Origin of the sequence: Duganella radicis, from assembly GCF_009720825.1 — a bacterium.
In the GTDB taxonomy this organism is placed as follows: Bacteria; Pseudomonadota; Gammaproteobacteria; order Burkholderiales; family Burkholderiaceae_D; genus Rugamonas; species Rugamonas radicis.
On the sequence record NZ_WNKY01000008.1, the window covers coordinates 121,154 to 143,857 of the forward strand.

A 22,704-nucleotide genomic window follows, 5' to 3' on the forward strand; every position below is an offset into this window, starting at 1 on the left:
CCGTTCAGCCAGGGATGAGCAGTTTCAGCAATGCTGGCAGCAATTGCCCGAGAAACACCGCGCCCACCACCCAGATTATGATGGTGGTCTTGGCCTCGGCGATCTTTGTGTCAATTCTGGCTTCCAGCGCGGCGATGGCTGCCTTGAGCTCGGCAATATCGTCCTTGGTGGCGTAATGCGCTTTCAGGAAGGCGATATCAACCTCGTGCGACATATTATCCGTCTCCAGGCGCTCAATGCGTTTTTCGGTATGTACGCGCCAATGGTATGTCTCTGGTCTTTCATCGTCAAATTTCATGGACATAAGGTGCTCCCCGGTTGATAGCCCAGCGATTCGGCCTTGGCTATCGTAGTCGCCTGCGGCAGGGCGAAATTGAGGCCGGTCAAAGGAAACAGGGGCTGGTAGCTGACGGCGTCGCAGTCGGTCCCGGGCGCGCATACGCGCGCGCGCACGAAGCGGATGCAGCTGGCGCCGTTCGGATTGGCAATGCAGTTGATGTGCGCGCGCGCCGGACAGCTGGGCAGGCCGGCGGCCGGAATGGCCGTCATGCTCAGGCTGTTGTCGGCATTGCGCGTTAGCGACAGGTAGTCGATGCGGATGTGTGCATCGGTCACCGGCGTGCCCAGCGCCAGTGTGCCTGGGGTGGTGCGCAGCACGGCCGCCTGCCGTACGCCATCCATCACGGCCGTGTTGCTGAAATCGCTGACGGCGGCGGCATAGGCGGCGCGGCGCGTGGCTTCCTGCAAGGTGTTCCACAGATACAGCAGGCGCGACACCTCGATCACAAAGAACATGGTGGTAAAGAACAGCACCACGCTCAGCGCAAATTCCGCCACGGTGGCGCCGCGCTGGCGGTGAAGATTAATTGCCGACATAGCGCATGCTGCGGCGGGTGACCAGCCGCAAGGCGTCGCCGGCGAACAGGTTCGATACCGGCAGGATCACGGTGACCGAGACCTCGCTGGGGACGGCGCCCAGCGCCGAGCAGGGCACGCTATCGCAGGTTACCAGCACGGTGGCGGCGTCGTTGCCCAAGGGGGCCAGGGCCGATTGCACGATGGTTTGCGTCAGCAGGCTTTCCTGGTTGGCCAGCGTGGTATTTTTCAGGTTGATGGCCGCCACGCTGGACAGGTAGCGCGCGCCCTCGCGCGCGGCTTTCTGCACCACCTCATAGTCGTAGGCCAGGCGGCCATAGAACACCACGCTGGCAAGCAAGCTCAGCAGCACTGGCAGGATCAGGGCCAGTTCCAGCGCCACGATGCCGCGCTGGCGCTTCATCGCTGCAACTCCACCGCGCCCGTCAACGACGACAGCGGGGCGGCGCCGGCAAACTCGGTGCTGATAACGGTGGTGGTGGCGGGCACCGTCATGAAGAAGCGGCCCACGCCCAGCACGGTGGCGCTGGCGGTGGCGCCGGCCGGGACCGGGCAGGACAGCAGCGCCACATTCAGCACGCGGCGTTTGGCCTGGCCCGGCTGGTGGGCGGCCGACGGCGCCTGGAAATTGGCGCTGCCGCTGCTGTAGGGCGTGGCGGTCACGGCGCCGGCCGGGTAGCCGCTGGCGGACGGCGGTCCCGGCGTGTACAGGGTGGACCAGGCGCTGGTGGCAAACGGCGTGTAGCCGGCCGCCGGCTCGGTGGGCGAGGCGCTGTAGGCCGAGTAGGGCACGGCTTTGGCAAACGACCACAGGGGCCCGTATTGCGGCGCGGTGTTGCTGCTGTCGCCGGGCAGCGGATCGGCGCGTGTCCACAGCTTGACGCCGCCGCTGGTCCAGGTGGCGGCGGTCTGGGTGGCGGCGGCCGGCGACATCCAGCTGATGCCGCTGTAGGCAAAGGATTTGATGTTGCTGTCGGGCGGGGCTGGTTCCGGCATGCAGTTGCCGCCGCTGTAGTTGTCGAAGCGGGAGTTCAGGTGCAGGTACAGCGAGGCCAGCGGAAAGCCGCGCTGTACGTTCAGCGTGCCGCCGGTCACGCCGGGCATCAGCATGGTGCCGGCGCAGACGAAGGGACCGACCACGCTGGTGCTGAAATTGCCGGCGGCGCCCGGTACGCCGGGCGGCGACAGCGGATCGATCAGAAAGTTCTCCGGCGTGCTGCCGTTGGGGTTCAGGTTCATCAGGTTGTAGGCCACGCCGCGCCGGAAGCCGAATTCCACCAGTTCGTTGTAGGCCGGGTTCGCGCTGTTGGCGCGCGAGGCGGCCGGGGCGGCGGCCTGGGCGCAGATGGCCAGCGGCGTCACCGGAATGGTCATGCGTCCGGCCACGGCGCGCGCGGCGGCGGAGATGCTGGCCGGCACGGCGCCGCCAAAACGCATGAACAGGGTGGCGACGTTGCTGACGCTGGCATCGAGCGCGGCGGTGTCGACCCTGGCGTACAGCAGGCCGGCCGGGGCCGATGAGGCGCTGGCGGCGTCGCTCCAGCCACCGTCGGGCGTCGCCGGGGCGGCGGCAAAGCTTAGCGCCGCGCTCGACCAGGGCACCGACTGGGTGTTGTACTGGTAGGTGTAGCCGAGCGCGGCGGTGGCGGCCGCGCTGACGGCCTTGTCGATGCCGGCGCTGGTGCCGTTCAGCTCGCGCGCGGCGGCCAGCGCCACGGCGTCCGCCAACGCCTGCAATTCCACCCGGCGGTTGTAGGCCTGCGCCAGGTCGAGCGCCAGCCCGGCCATGCTCAGCAAGGCCACCACCATCACGGCAAACATAACGAAGATGGCGCCGCGCTGACGCGGCAGGCGGGTAGGGCGCATGCGACGGTCTCCTGGGTGGACTGACGGTTTGATTCTATCCAGCAGGAAATATCGGCGCTTGACGCGGCGCAAGCATGCTCCTGACAGAAACTGTCACAGCCTCCTCGTAAACTGGCTTCGTTATCAATGTTGAACGGAGAATCACATGAGCCCGGATTACGTCCTGCTGTACGTCGACCAGCCTGCCGCCAGCGGCGCTTTTTATGCCGACCTACTGAACTTGCAACCGGTGGAGTCGTCGCCGACCTTTGTGCTGTTCGTGCTGCCGTCCGGCCTCAAGCTGGGGCTGTGGTCGCGCCACACGGCCGAACCCAAGGTGCTGGCCTCGGGCGGCGGCAGCGAGCTGGCGTTCGCGGTGCCCGACCGCAGCGTGGTCAACGACATGCACGCCGACTGGGCTGCGCGCGGCCTGGCGATCGCCCAGCGCCCCACCGCCATGGACTTTGGCTACACCTTTGTGGCACTGGACCGCGATGGTCACCGCTTGCGCGTGCTGGCGCTGGAGATGTGAGAGGGGCGGCCGCGGCCGCCTTTTTTCATTTCCGTTGACACTCAAAATCAAGGGATGCTATATTTCTCTTGTGATTGGTAACGTTTCCAATTTCACCCTCGTCTCTTCGCCCCGCGAAGTTACCGGCGCCTTGGGCGGCGCCGGTTTTTTTGCGCGCAGGAAGACGCTAGTATCTGGTTGTCACAAGCATATATGGAGACTGGATGGACAAGCACACCGTGGGCGCGCTGCGCCGTGCAGGGACTTTGCTGGCCATGCTGACGCTGGGCGTCAGCGGCGCCGGCGCCGTGCAAGCGGCCGCTGCCGCGCCCAGGGCGGAAGTGATGCATTGGTGGACCTCCAGCAGCGAATCGGCCGCCGTGCGCAAGTTCGCCGATGCTTACCGCGCCGCCGGCGGCGTCTGGGGCGATACCGCGATCGCAGGCGCCGATCAGGCCAAGGCGGTGGCCATCAACCGTATCGTCGGCGGCAACCCGCCCACCGCCGCCCAGTTCAACACCACCAAGCAGTTCCGCGACCTGATCGACCAGGGTTCGCTCAACAATGTCGACGACATCGCCGCGCGCGACCGCTGGGACCAGTTGATGCCGCAGCCGATTCTGGATGTGATCAAGGTGAAGGGCCACTTCTACGCGGTGCCGGTGGACATTCATATGTCGACCTGGATCTGGTATTCCAAGGCCGCCTTCAAGAAAGCCGGCATTGTGAAAGAGCCGGCCACGCCGGACGAACTGTTCGCCGCGCTGGACAAACTGAAAGCGGCCGGCCTGGTCGGCCTGGCCCATGGCGGCCAGCCTTGGCAGGAGAATATCCTGTTCCAGGCCATGTTGGCCAATGTCGGCGGCAAGGAACTGTACTTGCAAGTACTGCGCGACCGTAATCCAAAGGCCATCAATTCCGAAGCGTTCAAGAAAGTGCTGCTGGCCTTCAAGCGCCTGCAAGGTTATGTGGACACCGGCTCGCCCAACCGCAACTGGAACGACGCCACCGCCATGCTGATCAGCGGCAAGGCCGGCGTGCAGATCATGGGCGACTGGGCCAAGGGTGAATTCGCCGCCGCCAGGCAGACGGCCGGCAAGGACTTCGGCTGCATTCCCGGTCTGGGCGCCAACGTGCCTTACCTGATCCAGGGCGATGCCTTTGTGTTCCCGAAGACCAGCAATCCGGACGCGGTGCGCGCGCAGAAGCTGCTGGCCACCACCATGCTGACGCCGGGCGCGCAGCTGGAGTTCAACAAGATCAAGGGCTCGCTGCCGATCCTGAGCAATGCCGATGCGTCCGGCATGGATGTCTGCGCGCAGGCCGGCATGGCGATTCTGAAGGATAAGTCGCGCGCGGTCGGCATGATCGAGGTGTTCCTGACGCCCGACCAGAACGGCGCATTGCAGGATGTGCTGACCACGTTCTGGAACACCCGCATGCCGGTGGAGAAGGCGCAGAAGGGGGTCGTCGCGGCGTTGCAAGATTGACGGGCGCGCGTTATCCTTGCCGCCGCATAGACAGAACGGATAAGGGAACTCGTGGCAACTATCAAAGACGTAGCCCGGCTGGCGGGCGTGGGATTGGGCACCGCTTCGCGCGTCATCAGCGGCAAGGGATCGGTATCGCAGTCCACGACCGAGAAGGTGCGCAAGGCGATTGAGGAGCTGGAGTTCCGGCCGTCGCACGCGGCGCGCTCGCTGTTGTCGGGCAACTCGCAGATGATCGGTGTCTACATCCCGTATCTGAGCGGGACGTTTTATACGCCCATCCTGCAATCGATTTACACGGCGCTGCGCGCGGCCGGCTTGAACATGGTGGTGGCGTTCGGCGTCGGCGACGGCGATGCGCGCAATCAGGCGATCGACGGCCTGAATTTCCTGATCGAGCGCGGCAGCGATGGCCTGATCGTGATGAGCAACGCGATGGAGGACGAGGACTTTGTGGCGCTGGGCCCGTTCCAGTCCAAGGTGGTGGTGATCAATCAGGATTTCGCCAGCATCGCGGCGCAGTGCTTTACGGTGGACCACGAAGCCGGCGGACGGTTGGCGGCGCGCACCTTGCTGGAGCTGGGCCACCGCAAGATCGCGGTGATCGCGGGCCGCGCGGCGGCGCCCGACAACCAGCAGCGTATCGCCGGTTTCAAGGCGGAGCTGGAGGCGGCCGGCGTCGACACGCGCAAGATGTGGATGGCCGACGGCGAGTTCACGCCGGAAGGCGGCCTGGCGTGCGCCGAGCAGCTGCTGCGATCGGGCGAGGAATTTACGGCGGTGTTTTGCGCCAATGACGAGATGGCGGTGGGGGCCTTGTCGATGTTCCAGAAGGCCGGCGTGCAGGTGCCGCAGCAGGTGTCGGTACTTGGCTATGACGATACGCACAGCGCGGAATTCACCGCGCCGCAGTTGACCAGCGTGCATATCCCGTGGAGCGAGATGACGCTGAATGGGCTGAATTATTTGCTGAACCAGTGCTATGACCTGAAGCGTCCGGTGGCGCGCGAATACCGGCTGCATGTGGCGGAACGGGCGTCGCTGGCGCCGCTGAAGCGTAAAACGAAGTAAAGATTCAAAAGAGCAGGCCGCAGTCGCGTGCTCTTTTTTTAAACTCACTTGGAAACGATTCCATGCAATGGAGGCGGTATGTTCGTAAAACGATTGCTGAGTACGGTTTTGCTGCTGGCGGGGAGCGCACAGGCCGCGTTGCCGATGCTGCACACGGAAGGCACGAAGTGGCTGGACGCCGAGGGCAAGCAGCCGGCGCTGCGCGGCGTCAATCTCGGCAATTACCTGATCCAGGAGTTCTGGATGATGGGCCAGGAGACCAGGGCGGTTGACGATCAATGCAAGCTGGAGGCGGTGCTGGACCAGCGCTTTGGCTACGAAGAACGTCAACGTTTATATGGGCTGTTCCGCGATAACTGGATCACGCGGCGCGACTGGGATCTGCTGCCGAAGATGAACCTCAATCTGGTGCGCCTGCCGTTCATCTACAGCGTGGTGGAGGATGAGAAGAAGCCGCGCCAGCTGCGCGCCGACGCCTGGAAGTATCTGGACCGCGTGATCGATGAAGCCGAGCAGCGCGGCATCTACGTCATTCTCGACCTGCATGGCGCGGTGGGCGGCCAGGGCTGGGAGCATCACAGCGGCTGCGCCGGCAAGAACAAGTATTGGGACACGCCCGAGTATCAGGAGCGCACCATCTGGCTGTGGCAGCAGATCGCCGCGCGCTACAAGGACCGCGGCGCGGTGGCGGGCTACAGCATCCTGAATGAACCGTGGGGCACCACGCCGGAGAATCTGGCCGTGGTCATGGGCACGCTGTACCAGGCGATCCGCGAAGTGGACCGGAACCACGTGATCATCCTGCCGGGCCATAGCAAGGGCATCGACGCTTATGGCAAACCGTCCGGGCACGGCATGCGCAATGTCGCCTTCGAGATGCATCCCTATCCCGGCCACTTCGGCTGGGGCAAGCCGGGACTGGCCGTGCACAAAGGCTGGCTGCAATGCGAGGGCGAAGGTGACAACGTTTGCAAATGGAAGACCAGGCTGGAAGGGCTGGATACCGCCTTCTTCGTCGGCGAATTCCAGCCGTGGGCTTTCATGGGCGCGGAGCATGGCGGACAAGTCATGCGCGTCACCTACGACACCTACGTCGCCAATGGCTGGGCCGCCACCGCGTGGGCGTGGAAAGTGTTATCCAACAAGGGCGGGCAGGGCAAGGGCACCTGGGGCCTGGTCACCAACGCGCCCGGCGCCGCCATTCCCAAACTCGATTTCACCAAGGCTTCGCTGGCCGAGATTGAAAGCTTATTCCGGCTGTACGGCAGCGTGCCGTATCAGCCGCAGCAAACCGCCATCAAATGGATGAACGCAACCGTGCCACCTACCCCCTTCGCCAAATAAAACTATGACCATGATTCTTACCGACCTGCCTACGGCGATCAAGCGCTCCGACTTTGCCAGCGACTTCCTGTGGGGGGTATCGACGTCCGCCTATCAGATTGAAGGCGCCGCCGCCGAGGATGGCCGCGTGCCGTCGATCTGGGACACTTTCGCCGCCACGCCGGGCAAGATCCGCGACGGCGCCACCGGCGCAGTCGCCTGCGACCACTATCACCGCTGGGAGGAGGATCTCGATCTGGCGCAGGCGATGGGGCTGAATGCGTACCGCTTCTCGATCGCCTGGACGCGCATCTTCGATGGCGTGGATGCGGAGCCCAATCCGCAGGGCCTGGCGTTCTATTCGAAGCTGGTGGACGGCATGCTGGCGCGCGGCCTGCAACCGTGGTGCACGTTGTATCACTGGGATCTGCCGCAGTACCTGCAGGACCAGGGCGGCTGGAACAACCGCGCCACCATCGCCGCGTATTTGCGGTACGTCGACGTGATCACCAGACATCTGGGCGGCCGCATCAAGCACTGGATTACGCACAACGAGCCATGGTGCACGGCCATGCACGGCAACTGGGACGGCATGCACGCGCCGGGCAACAAATCGCTGCCGCTGGCGCTACAGGTCTGCCACAACGTGCTGGTGTCGCACGGCCGCGCCGTGCCGCTGATCCGCGCCAATGTGCCGGATGCGAAGGTGGGCATCGCGCTCAGCCTGCATCCGGTGAAGGCGGCCAGCGACAGCGCGGCCGATATCGCCGCCGTGTCGCGCCACGACGCGCTGCGCAACCGCTGGTTCCTCGATGTGCTGTATGGGCGTGGCTATCCGGCGGAAGCGCTGGCGCTGGTGGGCAAGGACGCGCCGGCGATCGCGGCGGGCGACATGGAAGCCATCGCCGTGCCGTGCGATTTCCTCGGCGTGAACTACTACTTCCCGGAGGTGGTGGCGGATGCGCCGGACGAGTACCCACTGCGCACGAAGATCGTTTATCCGCAGGACCGCCAGCGCACCGACTTTGGCTGGGAAGTGTCGCCGGAAGGGCTGGTCGATCTGCTGGAGCGTGTGGCGCGCGATTATCCGACCGGCGATTTGTACGTGACTGAAAACGGCTCGTCCTACGACGATCAGGTTGGCGCCGATGGCGCTGTCACCGACACCGCGCGCCGCGATTACCTGATCCGCCACCTGGCCGCCATGCGCGACGCGATCGCCGCCGGCGGCAAGATCAAGGGCTACTTCGCCTGGAGCCTGCTGGATAACTTTGAATGGGCGGAGGGCTATCTGCGCCGCTTCGGCCTGACCTACATCGACTACCCAACGCAACGCCGCATCGTCAAGCAAAGCGGCGAATGGTATAGCGCCTTCGTGCGCGGCAAGAACTAACATCAACAACGGAGACACACGTCAATGAATTCGCATAACCACATCCTGCGCCGCGCTGTTCTGGCAGCTACCCTGGCTTTGAGCGCCCATGCCATCGCCGCGCCGGCCGCCAGGCCGCTGGCCGACTGGCCGCACATCACCAGCGCCGTCAGGCAGGACAAGGCCATGGAAGCGCGCATCAGGCAGATCGTGGCCGGCATGACACTGGCGCAGAAGATCGGCCAGATGACGCAGCCGGAAATCAAATTCAGCACGCCGGAAGATATCCGCAATTACTACATCGGCTCCGTGCTGAATGGCGGCGGCAGCTGGCCGCAGAATAACAAGCATGCCAGCGCGGCGGATTGGGTCAGGCTGGCCGACGCTTACTATGATGCCTCCATGAGCACCGATATGAAGGTGCGGATTCCGGTGATCTGGGGCATCGACGCCATGCACGGCAACTCGAATATGTACGGCGCCACGCTGTTCCCGCATAACATCGGCCTTGGTGCGGCGCGCGATCCCAAGCTGGTGGCCGACATGGCGAAGTCGGTGGCGAAAGCGGTGCGCGCCACCGGCATCGACTGGGTGTTCGCGCCGACGCTGGCGGTGGTGCGTGATGATCGCTGGGGCCGCACTTACGAGAGCTTCTCGGAAGATCCGTCCGTGGTGCGCGACTACGCGGCTGGCTACGTCAAGGGCCTGCAAGGCGATCTGAAATCCGATAACACCGTGGTGGCCACCGCCAAGCACTTCGTCGGCGACGGCGGCACGTTTGAAGGCAAGGACCGGGGCGTCAACCAGTCCACCATGTCGGAGATGATCAACATCCACGCGCAGGGCTACTATCCGGCGCTGCAAGCGGGCGTGCAGACCGTGATGGCGTCCTTCAACAGCTGGAACGACGTCAAGGGCGGCGCCGATCACGGCAAGATGCACGGCAGCCGCGAGCTGCTGACCGTGGCGCTGAAAGAGAAGATGGGCTTCGATGGCCTGATCGTCAGCGACTGGAACGCCATCACCGAAGTGCCGGGCTGCGCGGAAGACAGCTGCGCCGCGTCGATCAACGCCGGTGTCGATCTGGTGATGGTGCCGGAGAAGTGGAAGACCTTCATCGCCAACACCATCGCGCAGGTGGAGAGGGGCGAGATTCCGATGTCGCGCATCGACGATGCGGTGACCCGCATCCTGCGCGTGAAGATGCGCGCTGGTCTGTTCGACGGCAAGAAGCCTTCGCAGAACATCTACGCCGGCAAGCAGGAAGCGCTGCAAGACCGCGCGCTGGCGCGCAAGGCGGTGCAGGAATCGCTGGTGCTGTTGAAGAACAACGGCAACGTGCTGCCGCTGGCGCGCGGCAAGAAGATTCTGGTGGTCGGCAAGAGCGCCGACAACATGGCCAATCAGTCGGGCGGCTGGTCGCTGACCTGGCAGGGCACCGACAACAAGAACAGCGACTATCCATACAGCGACACCATTCTGGCCGCGATCCAGGACGTGGCCGGCAAGGACAACGTCACCTTCAGCGAAAACGCCGCCGGCGTGGACGTCAGCCAGTTCGACGCGGTGGTGGCGGTGATTGGCGAGACGCCGTACGCCGAAGGCGATGGCGACATCGGCCCGGCCGGCACACTGCGCCTGAGTGGCCGTCATCCGGAAGACCTGGCGGTGCTGCAAGCGGTGTCGGGCAAGGGCAAGCCGGTGGTGACGGTGGCGATCACCGGCCGGCCGTTGTATACCAACGACATCCTCAACCTGTCGGACAGCTTTGTGGCCGCATGGTTGCCGGGCACCGAGGGCAAGGGCGTGACCGATGTGCTGTTCCGCAAGGCCAACGGCAAGATCAACAAGGACTTCCGCGGCAAGTTGTCGTTCTCGTGGCCGAAGTCGGCCTGCCAGACGCCGCTGAACGTGGGCGACGCCAATTACGATCCGCTGTTCAAATTCGGCTTTGGCCTGAACTACAGCAGCAAAACCACGCTGCCGCAGCTCGACACTAGTTATCCTGACGGCGGTTGTAGCAAAACTACGGCCATCCCGGTGTACAATCCTACCGACCGCGCGACTTACGGCCTGTATGTGAGCAGCGGCGGCCAGCGGGTGGCGCTGGGGGCGGACCTGAATGCGGTGTTCAACCTGCCGACCGTGAAAGTGGAAACGGCGCAGATCAACACCCAGCAGGACGCCAAGCGCCTGACCTGGAGCGGCGCGGCGAAACTGGAGGCGCAGGCCCGCAAGGCGATCAAGCTGCCGGCCTACGCCAGCACGGATGGCGCCTTGCAGTTCGACGCCATCGTGTCGGCTGCGCCGCAGGGCAAGGTACAAATCGGTATTGAAACGGTGGAACTGGACGCCAGCGCTGTATTCCAGCAGCTGGCCGGAAAAGGCAAGCAGACGGTCAAAATCCCTCTGTCGTGCTTCGCCAACCGTGGCTTGCCGCTGGCGGCTTTGAGCACGCCATTCAGCGTGAGCGCCGATGCGCCGTTTGCCGCGACGTTCGCCAACATTCAGATCGTTGGCGGCGCCGCCAGGGACAAGGACGCATTGGCATGTGGGGACTTTAAATAAAAACGAGGAGAAGGTAAAAGTATGGAACACTATTCGCAAGCTGCGCCGGTCGCGGGCAGCCCGGCGCACACGGGCAGCAATACCGGGCCGCTGGTCATCGTCACCATTTTGTTCTTCATGTGGGGTCTGCTGACGTCCCTGAACGACGTCCTGATTCCGCACCTGAAGGCGGTCTACACGCTGACCTATGTGCAGGCGATGCTGGTGCAGTTCTGCTTCTTCGGCGCCTACTTCATCGTGTCGCTGCCGGCCGGGATGCTGATCAAGAAGCTGGGCTACCAGAACGGCGCGGTGGCCGGCCTGACCATCGCGGCTGCCGGCTGCGCGCTGTTCTATCCCGCGGCGACCAGCGGCTATACGCTGTTCCTGATTGCTTTCTTCGTACTGGCGGGTGGCATCACCATCCTGCAAGTGGCGGCCAATCCGTACGTGGCGGTGCTGGGCGATCCACGCACGGCATCGAGCCGCCTGACCCTGACCCAGGCCTTCAACTCGCTGGGCACCACCGTGGCGCCAACGCTGGGCGGCATGCTGATTCTGGGCGGCGTGGTGCTGAGCGCCGACGATCTGGCCAAGTTGCCGGCGGCGGAACAGGCGGCGTATCACGCCAAGGAAGCGGCGAGCGTGCAAGGTCCGTATCTGGCGCTGGCCGCGGCCTTGCTGGTGCTGGCCATCCTGTTTGCGCTGGCGCGTCTGCCGAAGATCGCCGATGCGGAAGATGGCAGCGCCAAAGGCGGCTTTAGCGAGGTGCTCAAGCACCGTCACCTGGCGCTGGGCGCGGTGGCGATCTTCCTGTACGTTGGTGGCGAGGTGTCGATCGGCAGCTTCCTGATCAACTTCCTGGGCGATCCGAAAGTGGCCAGCCTGGCGGCGGCCGATGCGGCGCACTACGTCAGCTTCTACTGGGGCGGCGCCATGATCGGCCGCTTCATCGGCTTCGCCGTGATGCGCACCATCAGCCCGGGCAAGGCCTTGGCCTTCAATGCGGCGGCGGTGATCGCGCTGGTACTGCTGGCGATCTTCAGCGGCGGCACGCTGGCGATGTGGGCGATCCTGGCGGTGGGCCTGTTCAACTCCATCATGTTCCCGACCATCTTCTCGATGGCGCTGAACAAACTGGGGCCGTTGACCGGCCAGGGTTCGGGCGTGCTGTGCATGGCCATCGTCGGCGGCGCGCTGGTGCCGTTCGCGCAAGGTCTGCTGGCGGACAACATCAGCCTGCAACTGTCCTTCCTGGTGCCCGCCGCGTGCTACACCTTCATCCTGTACTTCGGCCTGAAATACGCCAATATGTACAACGAAAAATAAGCGGCTTTGCTGCACAACCAGGCTCCCTGCGGGGAGCCTTTTTATTAGTACGCGACATCTTCCAGGCGGTAGCGGAACTTTCGGCGCTCAGGTAAGTCCCAGCCCTCGCCGGGTGAAGGATTGCGTGGCGTTGCCGTCGCAGGCGCCGCCGCGTGAGCCTGGGTTTGGACTTGCAAGGCCGCCAGCAAGGCGAGGATCGCGCTTTCGGACAGCGCCGCTGGCGCGGCAGCGACTGCGGTTTGCGGCTGCGCTTGCTGCTTGGCCAGCTCTTGGCGCAACAGGCTGGCTTGCTTGAATTGCTTGTCATCAGGGCGCCGGACTCGCACATCCTCCCATGCATTGCGCGTGCTGCGTGCGAAGGACTGCGCAAACTGATTGGGACTGACAGCTTTACCTTTGTGAATGATTTCGTCGCCGATGACGCGTGCGTAGTTGTATTCGCCGTAGCTCCACGAGCGCAGTTCCGTTCCTTCCGGCAGAAACAGGGTCTTCCATTGATAGCCGCGCACGCTGGCTGGATCGCTGCCTTTGCTTAATTTGGCTTGCTCGCGCATCCAGAGTTCAATCGCGCTATTGATGGCAGATGAGAGGTCTTGCGCGCCGCCACGTATTTGTAGTTGGGAAATTAGGCGGAGCAGGACTTCGGTGTCAAGGTTGACGCTCATTGTGGATTTCATTCGATTTCTCCTTCTATTTTGTCCTGCTTTTCCATATTTAGATCTGCAATTTGAGGAGAGGTTCAACGCAGAGGAAAAAAAGGAAGAAATAGGGCGAAATAGAAGGAAAAGTAGAGCGAAATCCACAAGGGAGTGAGATTGACTCCCCACCGTCAATCCTGGAAGAACTTTTTCACCTATACTGGTTGCGTTTTGTTTAACGGAGCGCGCGATGGTTGGCAGTCGAGGCAGGAAGCAGTGGTTCGCATTGATCGTTGCGGTGACGCTCACCGCGCATTACTTCTTTTTTCGTGTACCGTTCATCGCCAACGACTATGGCCGCAACATGGCGGAATGGCCTTTGCTGGCCGATGCGCTGATTTCCTTCCCGCTGCTGTACTACTGCATGTTCAGGCCGTCGCTCAGGCAGTTCCTGATGGCGTGGCTGGCGATCGCCACCGCCGGCGTGCTGGCTGGCCGCGTGCTGATACCGGAAGAGAGCAAGCAGCTGTGGCGCGGCATCGAGGGGTACTGGTTGCTGCTGGTGATGGCCGAGGCGGCGCTGGAAATTTATTTGCTGGCGCTGGTGGCGCACCGCGTGAGGAATTTGCTGCGCATGAGCGGCAATGTCGATGAGGCACTGGAGAGCGCGGTACAAGGGCGCTTTGGTAAAACCGGCTTCGCGCCGTTTGCCTTGTTCGAGATGCGCATCTGGTACTACGGCCTGTTCATGCGCAAGGGCGAGCAGTTGCGCTTCCGTGGTGAGCAGCACTTCAGCTATGACAAGAACGATGGCAATGTCTCCAACCAGTTTGCCTTCATCATGGTGATCTTGTTTGAGTTGCCGCTGTCGCATCTGATGCTGCACCTGATGTCGGTGAAGCCGTGGGTCGCGTGGCTGGCCGATATCCTGACCTTGTGGTCGATGCTGTACCTGGTGGCCGAGTATCGCGCCAGCCAGTGGCGTCCGATCTCGCTGGACCGCAACGCGCTGCTGATCCGCAACGGCGCGTTCGCCCGCGACCGCGAGATCGCTTACGGCATGATCGAATCCGTGGTCCGCTGCGAAGACAACATCCGCCGCCAGCGCGGCATCCTGCGCTACCGTCAGTTCGGCCGCCTGAACGTCGAAATCCGCCTGCGCGAAGGTGCGCCGCACTCCAGAATCTACCTCAGCCTGGACAAACCCGACGCCTTCATCGACGCGCTGCGCTCACGCCAGGACGCCGATGAGCTTCTGCATCGGCGTTAGCGGAATCAATGCCTCCGGCGCATCGATTTCCAGCACAATATCGTTGTAGGCGACCGGCCGCAGTTGTTCGATTTCCGAGGTGTCTGATTGTCGTGCCTCATCAAGCAGTTGCCGGAGAGCAGGCGAGGTGAGCAGGTTGATTTTAGCCAGCAGCGCGCCGTACTTCCTGACGTCCGCTTCGTTGGCAGCAATCCGCTCTGCGGGCCGGATTGCAAGGTTGATGCAACCGAATACCGCGAAGGCCGCCAGCAGCCAGGCCGATTGTGTCGGCATCTGTGCCGCCAGGGTGGCGACCGCGCTGCTGCCTGCAAGCAGGCTCGTGAATGTAAGCGTAGTCTGAATGCGGCGGTAAAAGCGAGCGGTTCGTTGACACAGCCGCTGCGCATAGCGGAAGTTGAAATATAGCTCGTCCTTGTCGTCATCCATGATCAGTTTTCTCCTTTGTCGGCTGCGGACCTGGCGGCGCGGGCTTGCGGCGCTTGCGCTTCCGTTTGGGAGGCGGACGCTGCGGAAAATGAGACTTCGGTTCAAGGAACGTCATTGTAGGCCTTTCCCGCGCCGCGCGATGGGCGCACGATTCCATCATGCAGGCGCGTTTAGCGCCTGCTTTGAGATAGATCAGTACGGAAAAGGCGGACGAGGAGCTTACAGGAAGCGGTCGATGATTTTTTTGCTGTGCTTGTCCAGCTCGCGCAGGTCGCGGATCAGGTAGTGGATGCCATGGATGTCGGTGATCAGCAAGGTGTCGATGGTCAGGCGGCGGATGTCCTCTTCGCCGCGCAGCACGAACTCGGTGTCGCCGCGATCGGTTTTCACGGACCACGTGCATGGCGTGGCGTAGCTGGTCACGCTGTTGATGCGCGCGATTTCCGGCATGAATTCGCGGCCGCTCAGCTCTTCGCTCACCAGCGCGCCAATTGCGGCAGGGAGATCGGCGATGCGGTCGATCCACGCCACTTCCTTGCCGTCGTTGTTGAGCAGCGAGATGCCATCCTCCGGCGCCTGCACCGGGAAGGCGCGCACCGGCGAGACGCCTTCGTGCACCACACCTTCGGTGGTGGTCAGCACCAGTTTGCCGAAGGGATTGCGGATCAGTTCAAATTGCGTCGTCATCTTATTCTTCCTTGGCCAGTTCCGCGTTGCGCGCCTGCGCCTGATACAGGCGGTAGTAAGCGCCTTCGAGCGCCATCAGCTGGTCGTGCGGACCGTCTTCCACCACCACGCCGCGATCCAGCACCACCAGACGGTCGGCCTTTTGCAGCGTCGAGAGACGGTGCGCGATCGCGATGGTGGTGCGGCCTTGCACCAGATTGTCCAGCGCGCGCTGGATTTCTTTTTCGGTCTCCGAGTCCACCGAGGCGGTGGCTTCGTCGAGGATCAGGATCTTCGGATCGATCAGCAGCGCGCGCGCAATCGAGATGCGCTGACGCTCGCCGCCCGACAAGCCTTGCCCACGCTCGCCGACCATGGAGTCATAGCCCTGCGGCAGACGCAGGATGAATTCGTGCGCATGCGCGGCGCGCGCGGCGGCGATGATTTCCTCGCGCGTCGCATCCGGCTTGCCGTAGGCCAGATTCTCGGCGATGGTGCCGAAGAACAGGAACGGCTCCTGCAACACCAAGCCGATATTGCGGCGATAGTCCGACACCGCGAACTGGCGGATATCCACGCCATCCAGCAGGATCGCGCCCTCGGCCACGTCGTAGAAGCGGCAGATCAGGTTGACCAGCGTGGATTTGCCGGAACCCGAATGCCCCACCAGGCCGACCATCTGGCCGGCTTTGATCTCCAGGTTGATGCCGCGATTGACCGCGCGGTTGCCGTAACGGAAGCCCACTTCGCGCAGGCTGATATTGCCCTCGACCTTGTTCAGCCTGACCGGATTCACCGGCTCCGGCACCGACGATACGTGATCGAGGATGTCGAAGATGCGCTTGGCCGCCGACGCCGATTTCTGCGTCACCGACACGATGCGGCTCATCGAATCCAGACGGCCGTAGAAGCGGCTGGCGTAAGCGATGAACGACGACAGCACGCCCACCGTGATATTGCCCTTGGAGACCTGATAAATGCCGAACACCCAGATCACCAGCAGCCCCAATTCGGTCAGGAAGGACACGGTCGGCGAGAACAGCGACCACACCTTGTTCAGCTTGTCGTTGACGGCGAGGTTATGCTTGTTGGCGGTGCGGAAGCGGTTCGCCTCGCGCGCCTCCTGCGCAAAGGCCTTGACCACGCGGATGCCGGGGATGGTATCGGCCAGCACGTTGGTCACCTCGCCCCATACGCGGTCGATCTTCTCGAAACCGGTACGCAGGCGGTCGCGCACCAGATGGATCATCCAGGCGATGAACGGCAGCGGCGCCAGCGTGCAGATGGCCAGCCACGGATCGAGATTCAGCAGAATCACGCCGGTCATGACGATCATCAGGCAGTCCGACAGGAAGTCCAGCAGGTGCAGCGACAGGAACACGCAAATGCGGTCGCTCTCCGAGCCGATACGCGACATCAGGTCGCCGGTGCGCTTGCCGCTGAAGTATTCCAGGGACAGTTGCAACAAGTGCTCATAGGTGGTGGTGCGCAGGTCGGCGCCGATGCGTTCCGAGGCCAGCGCCAGCACATAGGTCTTGCCCCAGCCGAAAATCCAGGCCAGCACCGACGCGCCCACCAGCCCGGACATGTACTTCACCACCAGCATCGGATCGACCTCCTTGCCGTTCTGGTAAGGAATCAGCACATTGTCCATCAGCGGGATGGTCAGGTAGGGCGGGATCATGTGGGCGCCGGTGGACAGCAGCATCAGCGAGAAGCCGAGCGCCAGCTGCCACTTGTATGGCCTGGCGAAGCGCCACAGGCGGAACAGGGTCCAGGTCGACGGCGGCGTGTAGACCACCTTGGTGCAGACCGGGCATTCTTCCTGATCCGGTTCCATCGGCGCCTTGCAGCTGGGGCAGATGTTTTTATCGTCCAGCACCACCGGTTCGCCGCTGGCGTGGCTGTCGAGATGGGCGTCGAACTGCTCGACCAGACGGATGGCCGCCAGATTCTGGCCCAGCGTGAAGCGCCAAGCGCCCAGGCGACCGTGCGCGTTCACCAGTTCCAGATGGCCGACGCCGGCATGGTCGTGGTGTTTGAGCACCAGATCCGGCGCAAACGGCCACGCTTCCCAGCTGGCCGCCCCTGGCGCGCGCGCCAGCACGCGGCTTGGCGTGATGAGCACCACCCCCTTGGAAAAACGAAGTTGCTGATCCAAGTCAACCTCCAGGGCACTTACAACGTTTTCCCCTTGGGAAAGTTGTGCCTGTATCTCGGAACGCCAGCGTTCGGGGAGCTCGCCAGGGCTGGAGACGGTGGGAAGTTGTTCGGTTGTCATCGTGGGGCGTACTCCAGAGGGGAAAAGGGCTGATATAACGGCCACTTTACGGTATTCTGTCAATGATTAAACATTTGACAGAGAACAATAAAATCAGGTGTTTTGTGCTGGCGGCAAGTATACCGCACAGCGGCTTGCCCGGGATACAGGGTTTAAGGGTTTACAATACGCGGCGCGGGCAGGCTCAGGCCGATAACAAAGTTACAAGAATCAATACATGACTAAGAAGAAAGACATCGAAATTCTCCGCGTGACCCACTTGCGCGGCCCCAACATCTGGACCTACCGCCCGGTGATCGAGGCGTGGCTGGATATCGGCGAGCTGGAGAATTTTCCCTCGAACTTGCTGCCCGGTTTGTATGAACGCCTGACGGCGATCCTGCCGGGGCTGATCGTCCACCGCTGCGGCGTGGGCGAGCACGGCGGCTTCCTCGAACGCCTGCGCGACGGCACCTACGCCGGCCACATCCTCGAACACGTGGTGCTGGAACTGCAAAACCTGGCCGGCATGAAGACCGGCTTCGGCAAGACCCGCGAAATCCATCCCGACAGCGGCCTGTACAAAATGGCGTTCCGCACCCGCCAGGAAGAAGTCGGCCGCGCCGCGCTGGCCGCCGGCCGCGACCTGCTGATGGCCATGATCGAAGACCGGCCGTACGATCTGGACGCCACCGTCGCCAGGCTGACCGACATGGTCGAGAGCCTGTGCCTGGGCCCCAGCACCGGCAACATCGTCGACGCCGCCGGCGTGCGCAAGATCCCGCACATCCGCCTCACCGACGGCAACCTGGTGCAGCTGGGCCATGGCGCAGCGCAGCGCCGCATCTGGACCGCCGAAACCGAACACACCTCGGCCATCGCCGAAGGCATCGCCAGCGACAAGGACCTGACCAAGAGCCTGCTCTCGTCCTGCGGCGTGCCAGTGCCGGAAGGTCAACTGGTGAAGAGCGCCGCCGAAGCCTGGGAAGCGGCGCAGGACATCGGCCTGCCGGTGGTGCTCAAGCCCTACGACGGCAACCATGGCCGCGGCGTCTCGCTCAACCTGAGCGCCGAAGCCGACATCGCCGCCGCCTACGCGCTGGCGGCCGAAGAGGGCGACAGCAGCAGCGTGATCGTCGAGCGCTTCATCGCCGGCGACGAGCACCGCCTGTTGGTGGTGGGCAAGCGCATGGTCGCCGCCGCCGCCGGCGAATCGTTGTGGGTGACCGGCGACGGCAACTCCACCGTGCTGGAACTGTGCAATACCCAGATCAACACCGACCCGCGCCGCGGCGAGACCGAGGAATTCCCACTGGGCCTGGTCAAGCCGCACGAATCGGGCGAGATCATCCTCGAACTGCAACGCCAGAACCTGACCCACGCCTCGGTGCCGGCCGACGGCGTCAAAGTGCTGATCCAGCCGAACGGCAACGTGGCGGTCGACGTCACCGACAAGGTGCACCCGCAAGTGGCCGCGATGGCGGCGCTGGCGGCGCGCGTGGTGGGGCTGGACATCGCCGGCATCGACCTGGTGTCGTCCGACATCACCCGTCCGCTGGAGGAGACGGGCGGCGCCATCATCGAAGTCAACGCCAGCCCGGGCCTGCTGGCCCACCTGAAGCCGGCCGTGGGCGAGCCGCGCAACGTCGGCGAGGCGATTGTCGAGCACCTGTTCGGCGAGGCTTCCGGCCGCATGCCGATCGTCGGCATCACCGGCACGCACGGCACCACCATGACCGCGCGCCTGGTCGCCTGGCTGCTGCAAATCAGCGGCAGGAAAACCGGCCTGACTTGCGCCGAAGGCCTGTTCGTCAACGGCCGCGAACTGCCGCTCGATGGCCTGAGCGAATGGGAAACCGGCGAGCGCCTGCTGCTGAACAAGAACGTCGAGGCCGGCGTGTTTGAAAACAGCGCGCGCATGATCCTGGCCGAAGGCCTGGCCTACGACAAATGCGCCGTTGGCGTGGTGACGGACGTCAACGGCTTCGAAGCGCTGGACGATTTCCACATCAACAGCGAACAACGCCTGTACAACGTGCTGCGCACCCAGGTGGACGTGGTGCTGCCGAGCGGCGTGGCGGTGCTGAACGCGGCCGATCCGCAAGTGGTGGACATGGCCGACCTGTGCGACGGCGAAGTGATGTTCTACGGCGCCGACGAGCACCTGGCCGCCATCGCCGCGCACCGCCAGGACGGCAAGCGCGTGGTGTTCCAGCGCAAGGATTGCATCGTCATGGCGCACGGCGCGACCGAAGCGGCCAGCCTGCCGCTGTCGCCGCTGGTGCCGCCGGAAGCCGTGCTGGCCGCGATTGCCGCCGGCTGGGCGCTGGGCCTGACGCCGGACCTGATCGGCGCCGGCCTGCGCACCTGGGAAGCCTCGCCGAAGAAAACGCATCACTGATCGTTATCACTGAAAGAACAAGAAGATTCATATGGAAGTCATACGCACCCGCGCCCTTCGCGGCCCGAACCTGTGGAGCCACCACACCGCGGTGGAAGTCATCGTCTCGTGCCCGCCGGAAGAACAAGACATCGCAACGCTGGCCGGCTTCGAACAGCGCCTGCGCTCGCGCTTCCCGACCATCGGCGCCCTGCAACCCAGCGGCACCTCGGACCCGGTATCGCTGGCACGCGTGCTGGAAGTGGCGGCACTGAGCCTGCAAGCGCAAGCCGGCTGCCCGGTCACCTTCAGCCGCACCACCGCCACGCTGGAAACCGGCATCTACCAGACCGTGGTGGAATACACCGAAGAGGCGGTCGGCCGCCGCGCGGTGGAACAGGCGGCAGCCCTGATCGGCGCCGCCCTGAGCGACAAGCCGTTCGACCTCGCCGCCGCCCTGGCCGAGCTGAGCGAACTCGATGAGGACGTGCGCCTGGGCCCGTCCACCGGTGCCATCGTCAACGCCGCCGTGGCGCGCGACATCCCGTTCCGCCGCCTGACCGAAGGCTCGATGGTGATGTTCGGCTGGGGGTCGAAACAGCGCCGCATCCAGGCCGCTGAAATGGACAGCACCGGCGCCATCGGCGAGACCATCGCACAAGACAAGGAACTGACCAAGAAGCTGCTGCACGCGGCCGGCGTGCCGGTGCCCATCGGCCGCTCGGTGGAAGACGAAGCCGACGCCTGGAAGGCCGCGCAGGAAATCGGCCTGCCGGTGGTGGTGAAGCCGAAGGACGGCAATCAGGGCAAGGGCGTCACGGTCAACATCATGACCCGGGAACATCTGGAAGCCGCCTTCCGCACCGCCAAGGAATTCCGCGACGACGTGATGGTCGAGCGCTACCTGCCGGGCCACGACTACCGTCTGCTGGTCATCGGCAACAAGCTGGTGGCCGCCGCGCGCCGCGATCCGCCGCATGTGGTGGGCGACGGCAAGCACACCGTGCGCCAGCTGGTGGACATCGTCAATGCCGATCCGCGCCGCGGCTCGGGTCATTCCACCTCGCTGACCAAGATCCGTTTCGACGACATCGCCATCGCGCGCCTGGCGCTGCAAGGCCTGGAGGCGGATTCCGTGCCGGCCCACGGCCAGCGCGTCATCCTGCGCAACAACGCCAACCTGTCGACCGGCGGCACCGCCACCGACGTCACCGACGACGTCCATCCGGAAGTGGCGGCGCGCGCGGTGGAGGCGGCGCAGATGATCGGCCTCGATCTGTGCGGCGTGGACGTGGTGTGCGACAACGTGCTGGAACCGATTGAAAACCAACGCGGCGGCGTGGTGGAAGTGAACGCCGCGCCCGGCCTGCGCATGCACATCGCGCCATCGTTCGGCAAAGGCCGCGCGGTGGGCGAGGCCATCGTCAACACCATGTTCCCGGCCGGCGAGAACGGCCGCATTCCGGTGGTGGCGGTGACCGGCACCAACGGCAAGACCACCACCGTGCGCCTGATCGCCCACCTGCTGACCGCCAGCGGCCTGCGCACCGGCATGACCAATACCGACGGCGTCTACATCGAAGGCCGCCAGACCGACAGCGGCGACTGCTCCGGCCCGCGCAGCGCGCGCAACGTGCTGCTGCACCCGGACGTCGACGCGGCGGTGTTTGAAACCGCGCGCGGTGGCATCCTGCGCGAAGGCCTGGCCTTCGACCGCTGCCAGGTCGCGGTGGTGACCAACATCGGCATGGGCGACCACCTGGGCCTGAACTACATCACCACCGTGGAAGACCTGGCGGTCCTCAAACGCGTGATCGTGCAGAACGTGTCGGAAAGCGGCTTCGCGGTGCTGAACGCGGTCGATCCTATCGTTGCCGGCATGGCGGCCAACTGCCGCGGCAAGGTGATCTTCTTCGGCGCCGACCGCACGCATCCCGTGATCGCCACCCATCTGGCGCAGGGCAGCCGCACCGTGTACGTGGAAAATGGCCAGATCGTGGCGGCGGCAGGCCGCGCGCAGCACACCATCCCGCTGTCGGCCGTGCCGATCACCCGCAACGGCGCCATCGGCTTCCAGGTGGAGAACGTGATGGCGGCGGTGGCGGCGGCCTGGGGCGTGGGCATCGGCTGGGACGCGATCCGTCTCGGCCTGAAAACCTTCGCCAACGACTCCGACAATGCGCCGGGCCGCTTCAACGTGTTCGACTACAAGGGCGCGACGCTGATCGCCGACTACGGCCACAATCCGGACGCCATCCTGGCGCTGGTGAAGGCGGTCGAGACCATGCCGGCCAGGCGCCGGGTGGTGGTGATCTCGGGCGCCGGCGACCGCCGCGACCAGGACATCACGCAGCAGACCGAAATCCTCGGCCGCGCGTTTGACGACGTGCTGCTGTACGAAGACGCCTGCCAGCGCGGCCGTGTGGACGGCGAGGTGGTGGCCTTGCTGCGTTCGGGCCTGAACGGCGCGCCGCGCACCTCGCACATCGAAGAGATCTACGGCGAGTTCAACGCCATCGACACGGCGCTGGCGCGCCTGCGGGAGGGCGACCTGTGCCTGATCCTGATCGACCAGGTGGAGGACGCGCTGGCCCACATCGCCAAGCGCATCAAGGAAGTTTAGTCTGTAACTATCAGGTTAATAGATATTTATAGTTTTTATTTATGACACTCGTTGTTTAAAATAGCTTCACGCTATCA

The 22,704-nt window shown here is 64.0% G+C and carries 18 protein-coding genes; 10 read left to right on the forward strand and 8 right to left on the reverse strand.

Annotated features, from left to right (window positions below; genetic code table 11):
* Window positions 1-4: 4 nt before the first annotated feature.
* From GM676_RS10240 to GM676_RS10255, 4 genes are read right to left on the reverse strand one after another with little or no spacing between them, the layout of a single operon-like run.
* A complete protein-coding gene (locus GM676_RS10240) occupies window positions 5-304 on the reverse strand; it encodes a hypothetical protein (protein ID WP_155463433.1) in 300 nt (99 codons plus the stop codon).
* Window positions 295-876, reverse strand: a complete 582-nt coding sequence (locus GM676_RS10245; RefSeq protein WP_155463434.1) for a TadE/TadG family type IV pilus assembly protein — start codon at window positions 874-876, stop codon at window positions 295-297. Before GM676_RS10245 ends, GM676_RS10240 begins: the two co-directional genes overlap by 10 nt.
* On the reverse strand, window positions 863-1,279 hold the full coding sequence (locus GM676_RS10250) for a TadE/TadG family type IV pilus assembly protein (RefSeq protein WP_155463435.1): 417 nt from the start codon (window positions 1,277-1,279) through the stop codon (window positions 863-865). Before GM676_RS10250 ends, GM676_RS10245 begins: the two co-directional genes overlap by 14 nt.
* A complete protein-coding gene (locus tag GM676_RS10255; protein WP_155463436.1) occupies window positions 1,276-2,742 on the reverse strand; it encodes a pilus assembly protein TadG-related protein in 1,467 nt (488 codons plus the stop codon). Before GM676_RS10255 ends, GM676_RS10250 begins: the two co-directional genes overlap by 4 nt.
* 145 nt (window positions 2,743-2,887) lie before the next feature.
* On the opposite strand from GM676_RS10255, the gene GM676_RS10260 reads away from it, so the two are divergent.
* From GM676_RS10260 to fucP, 7 genes are all read left to right on the forward strand, one after another.
* A complete protein-coding gene (locus GM676_RS10260; RefSeq protein ID WP_155463437.1) occupies window positions 2,888-3,253 on the forward strand; it encodes a VOC family protein in 366 nt (121 codons plus the stop codon).
* Between the two features lie 254 nt (window positions 3,254-3,507).
* Window positions 3,508-4,722 carry an ABC transporter substrate-binding protein gene (locus GM676_RS10265; protein ID WP_155463497.1) on the forward strand — a complete coding sequence of 405 codons (1,215 nt, stop codon included), beginning with the start codon at window positions 3,508-3,510 and terminating at the stop codon, window positions 4,720-4,722.
* 51 nt (window positions 4,723-4,773) lie between these two features.
* Window positions 4,774-5,793: a LacI family DNA-binding transcriptional regulator gene (locus GM676_RS10270; protein WP_371866185.1), complete on the forward strand. Its 1,020-nt coding sequence runs from the start codon at window positions 4,774-4,776 to the stop codon at window positions 5,791-5,793.
* Between the two features lie 78 nt (window positions 5,794-5,871).
* A complete protein-coding gene (locus tag GM676_RS10275) occupies window positions 5,872-7,137 on the forward strand; it encodes a glycoside hydrolase family 5 protein (protein ID WP_155463438.1) in 1,266 nt (421 codons plus the stop codon).
* Window positions 7,138-7,141: 4 nt separating this feature from the next.
* A complete protein-coding gene (locus GM676_RS10280) occupies window positions 7,142-8,509 on the forward strand; it encodes a GH1 family beta-glucosidase (RefSeq protein ID WP_155463439.1) in 1,368 nt (455 codons plus the stop codon).
* Between the two features lie 24 nt (window positions 8,510-8,533).
* Window positions 8,534-11,056, forward strand: coding sequence for a glycoside hydrolase family 3 protein (locus tag GM676_RS10285; RefSeq protein ID WP_155463440.1), 2,523 nt, complete (start codon window positions 8,534-8,536; stop codon window positions 11,054-11,056).
* Between the two features lie 21 nt (window positions 11,057-11,077).
* Window positions 11,078-12,364, forward strand: a complete 1,287-nt coding sequence (fucP, locus tag GM676_RS10290; RefSeq protein WP_155463441.1) for an L-fucose:H+ symporter permease — start codon at window positions 11,078-11,080, stop codon at window positions 12,362-12,364.
* A gap of 44 nt (window positions 12,365-12,408) precedes the next feature.
* Here fucP and GM676_RS10295 read toward each other — a convergent pair whose 3' ends face one another.
* The gene (locus tag GM676_RS10295; protein ID WP_229262619.1) at window positions 12,409-13,041 is read right to left on the reverse strand and encodes a hypothetical protein; all 633 of its coding nucleotides are present in this window, start codon (window positions 13,039-13,041) and stop codon (window positions 12,409-12,411) included.
* Window positions 13,042-13,252: 211 nt separating this feature from the next.
* On the opposite strand from GM676_RS10295, the gene GM676_RS10300 reads away from it, so the two are divergent.
* Window positions 13,253-14,272, forward strand: coding sequence for a hypothetical protein (locus GM676_RS10300; RefSeq protein ID WP_155463442.1), 1,020 nt, complete (start codon window positions 13,253-13,255; stop codon window positions 14,270-14,272).
* Here the strand turns inward: GM676_RS10300 and GM676_RS10305 are convergent.
* The 3 genes from GM676_RS10305 to GM676_RS10315 all read right to left on the reverse strand — a co-directional run bounded on the left by GM676_RS10305 (window position 14,234) and on the right by GM676_RS10315 (window position 17,645).
* Window positions 14,234-14,698: a hypothetical protein gene (locus tag GM676_RS10305; RefSeq protein WP_155463443.1), complete on the reverse strand. Its 465-nt coding sequence runs from the start codon at window positions 14,696-14,698 to the stop codon at window positions 14,234-14,236. The two genes, GM676_RS10300 and GM676_RS10305, sit on opposite strands and share 39 nt — an antisense overlap.
* A gap of 219 nt (window positions 14,699-14,917) precedes the next feature.
* Window positions 14,918-15,385 (reverse strand): cyanophycin metabolism-associated DUF1854 family protein, encoded by a 468-nt coding sequence (locus tag GM676_RS10310; protein WP_155463444.1) that lies wholly within the window; start codon window positions 15,383-15,385, stop codon window positions 14,918-14,920.
* 1 nt (window position 15,386) lies between these two features.
* The gene (locus GM676_RS10315; protein WP_155463445.1) at window positions 15,387-17,645 is read right to left on the reverse strand and encodes a cyanophycin metabolism-associated ABC transporter; all 2,259 of its coding nucleotides are present in this window, start codon (window positions 17,643-17,645) and stop codon (window positions 15,387-15,389) included.
* Window positions 17,646-17,862: 217 nt separating this feature from the next.
* Between GM676_RS10315 and GM676_RS10320 the strand changes: the two genes are divergently transcribed.
* Together GM676_RS10320 and cphA are read left to right on the forward strand one after the other, a co-directional pair.
* The gene (locus tag GM676_RS10320) at window positions 17,863-20,025 is read left to right on the forward strand and encodes a cyanophycin synthetase (RefSeq protein ID WP_155463446.1); all 2,163 of its coding nucleotides are present in this window, start codon (window positions 17,863-17,865) and stop codon (window positions 20,023-20,025) included.
* Between the two features lie 31 nt (window positions 20,026-20,056).
* Window positions 20,057-22,627, forward strand: coding sequence for a cyanophycin synthetase (cphA, locus tag GM676_RS10325; RefSeq protein WP_155463447.1), 2,571 nt, complete (start codon window positions 20,057-20,059; stop codon window positions 22,625-22,627).
* The last annotated feature ends 77 nt before the right edge of the window (window positions 22,628-22,704 follow it).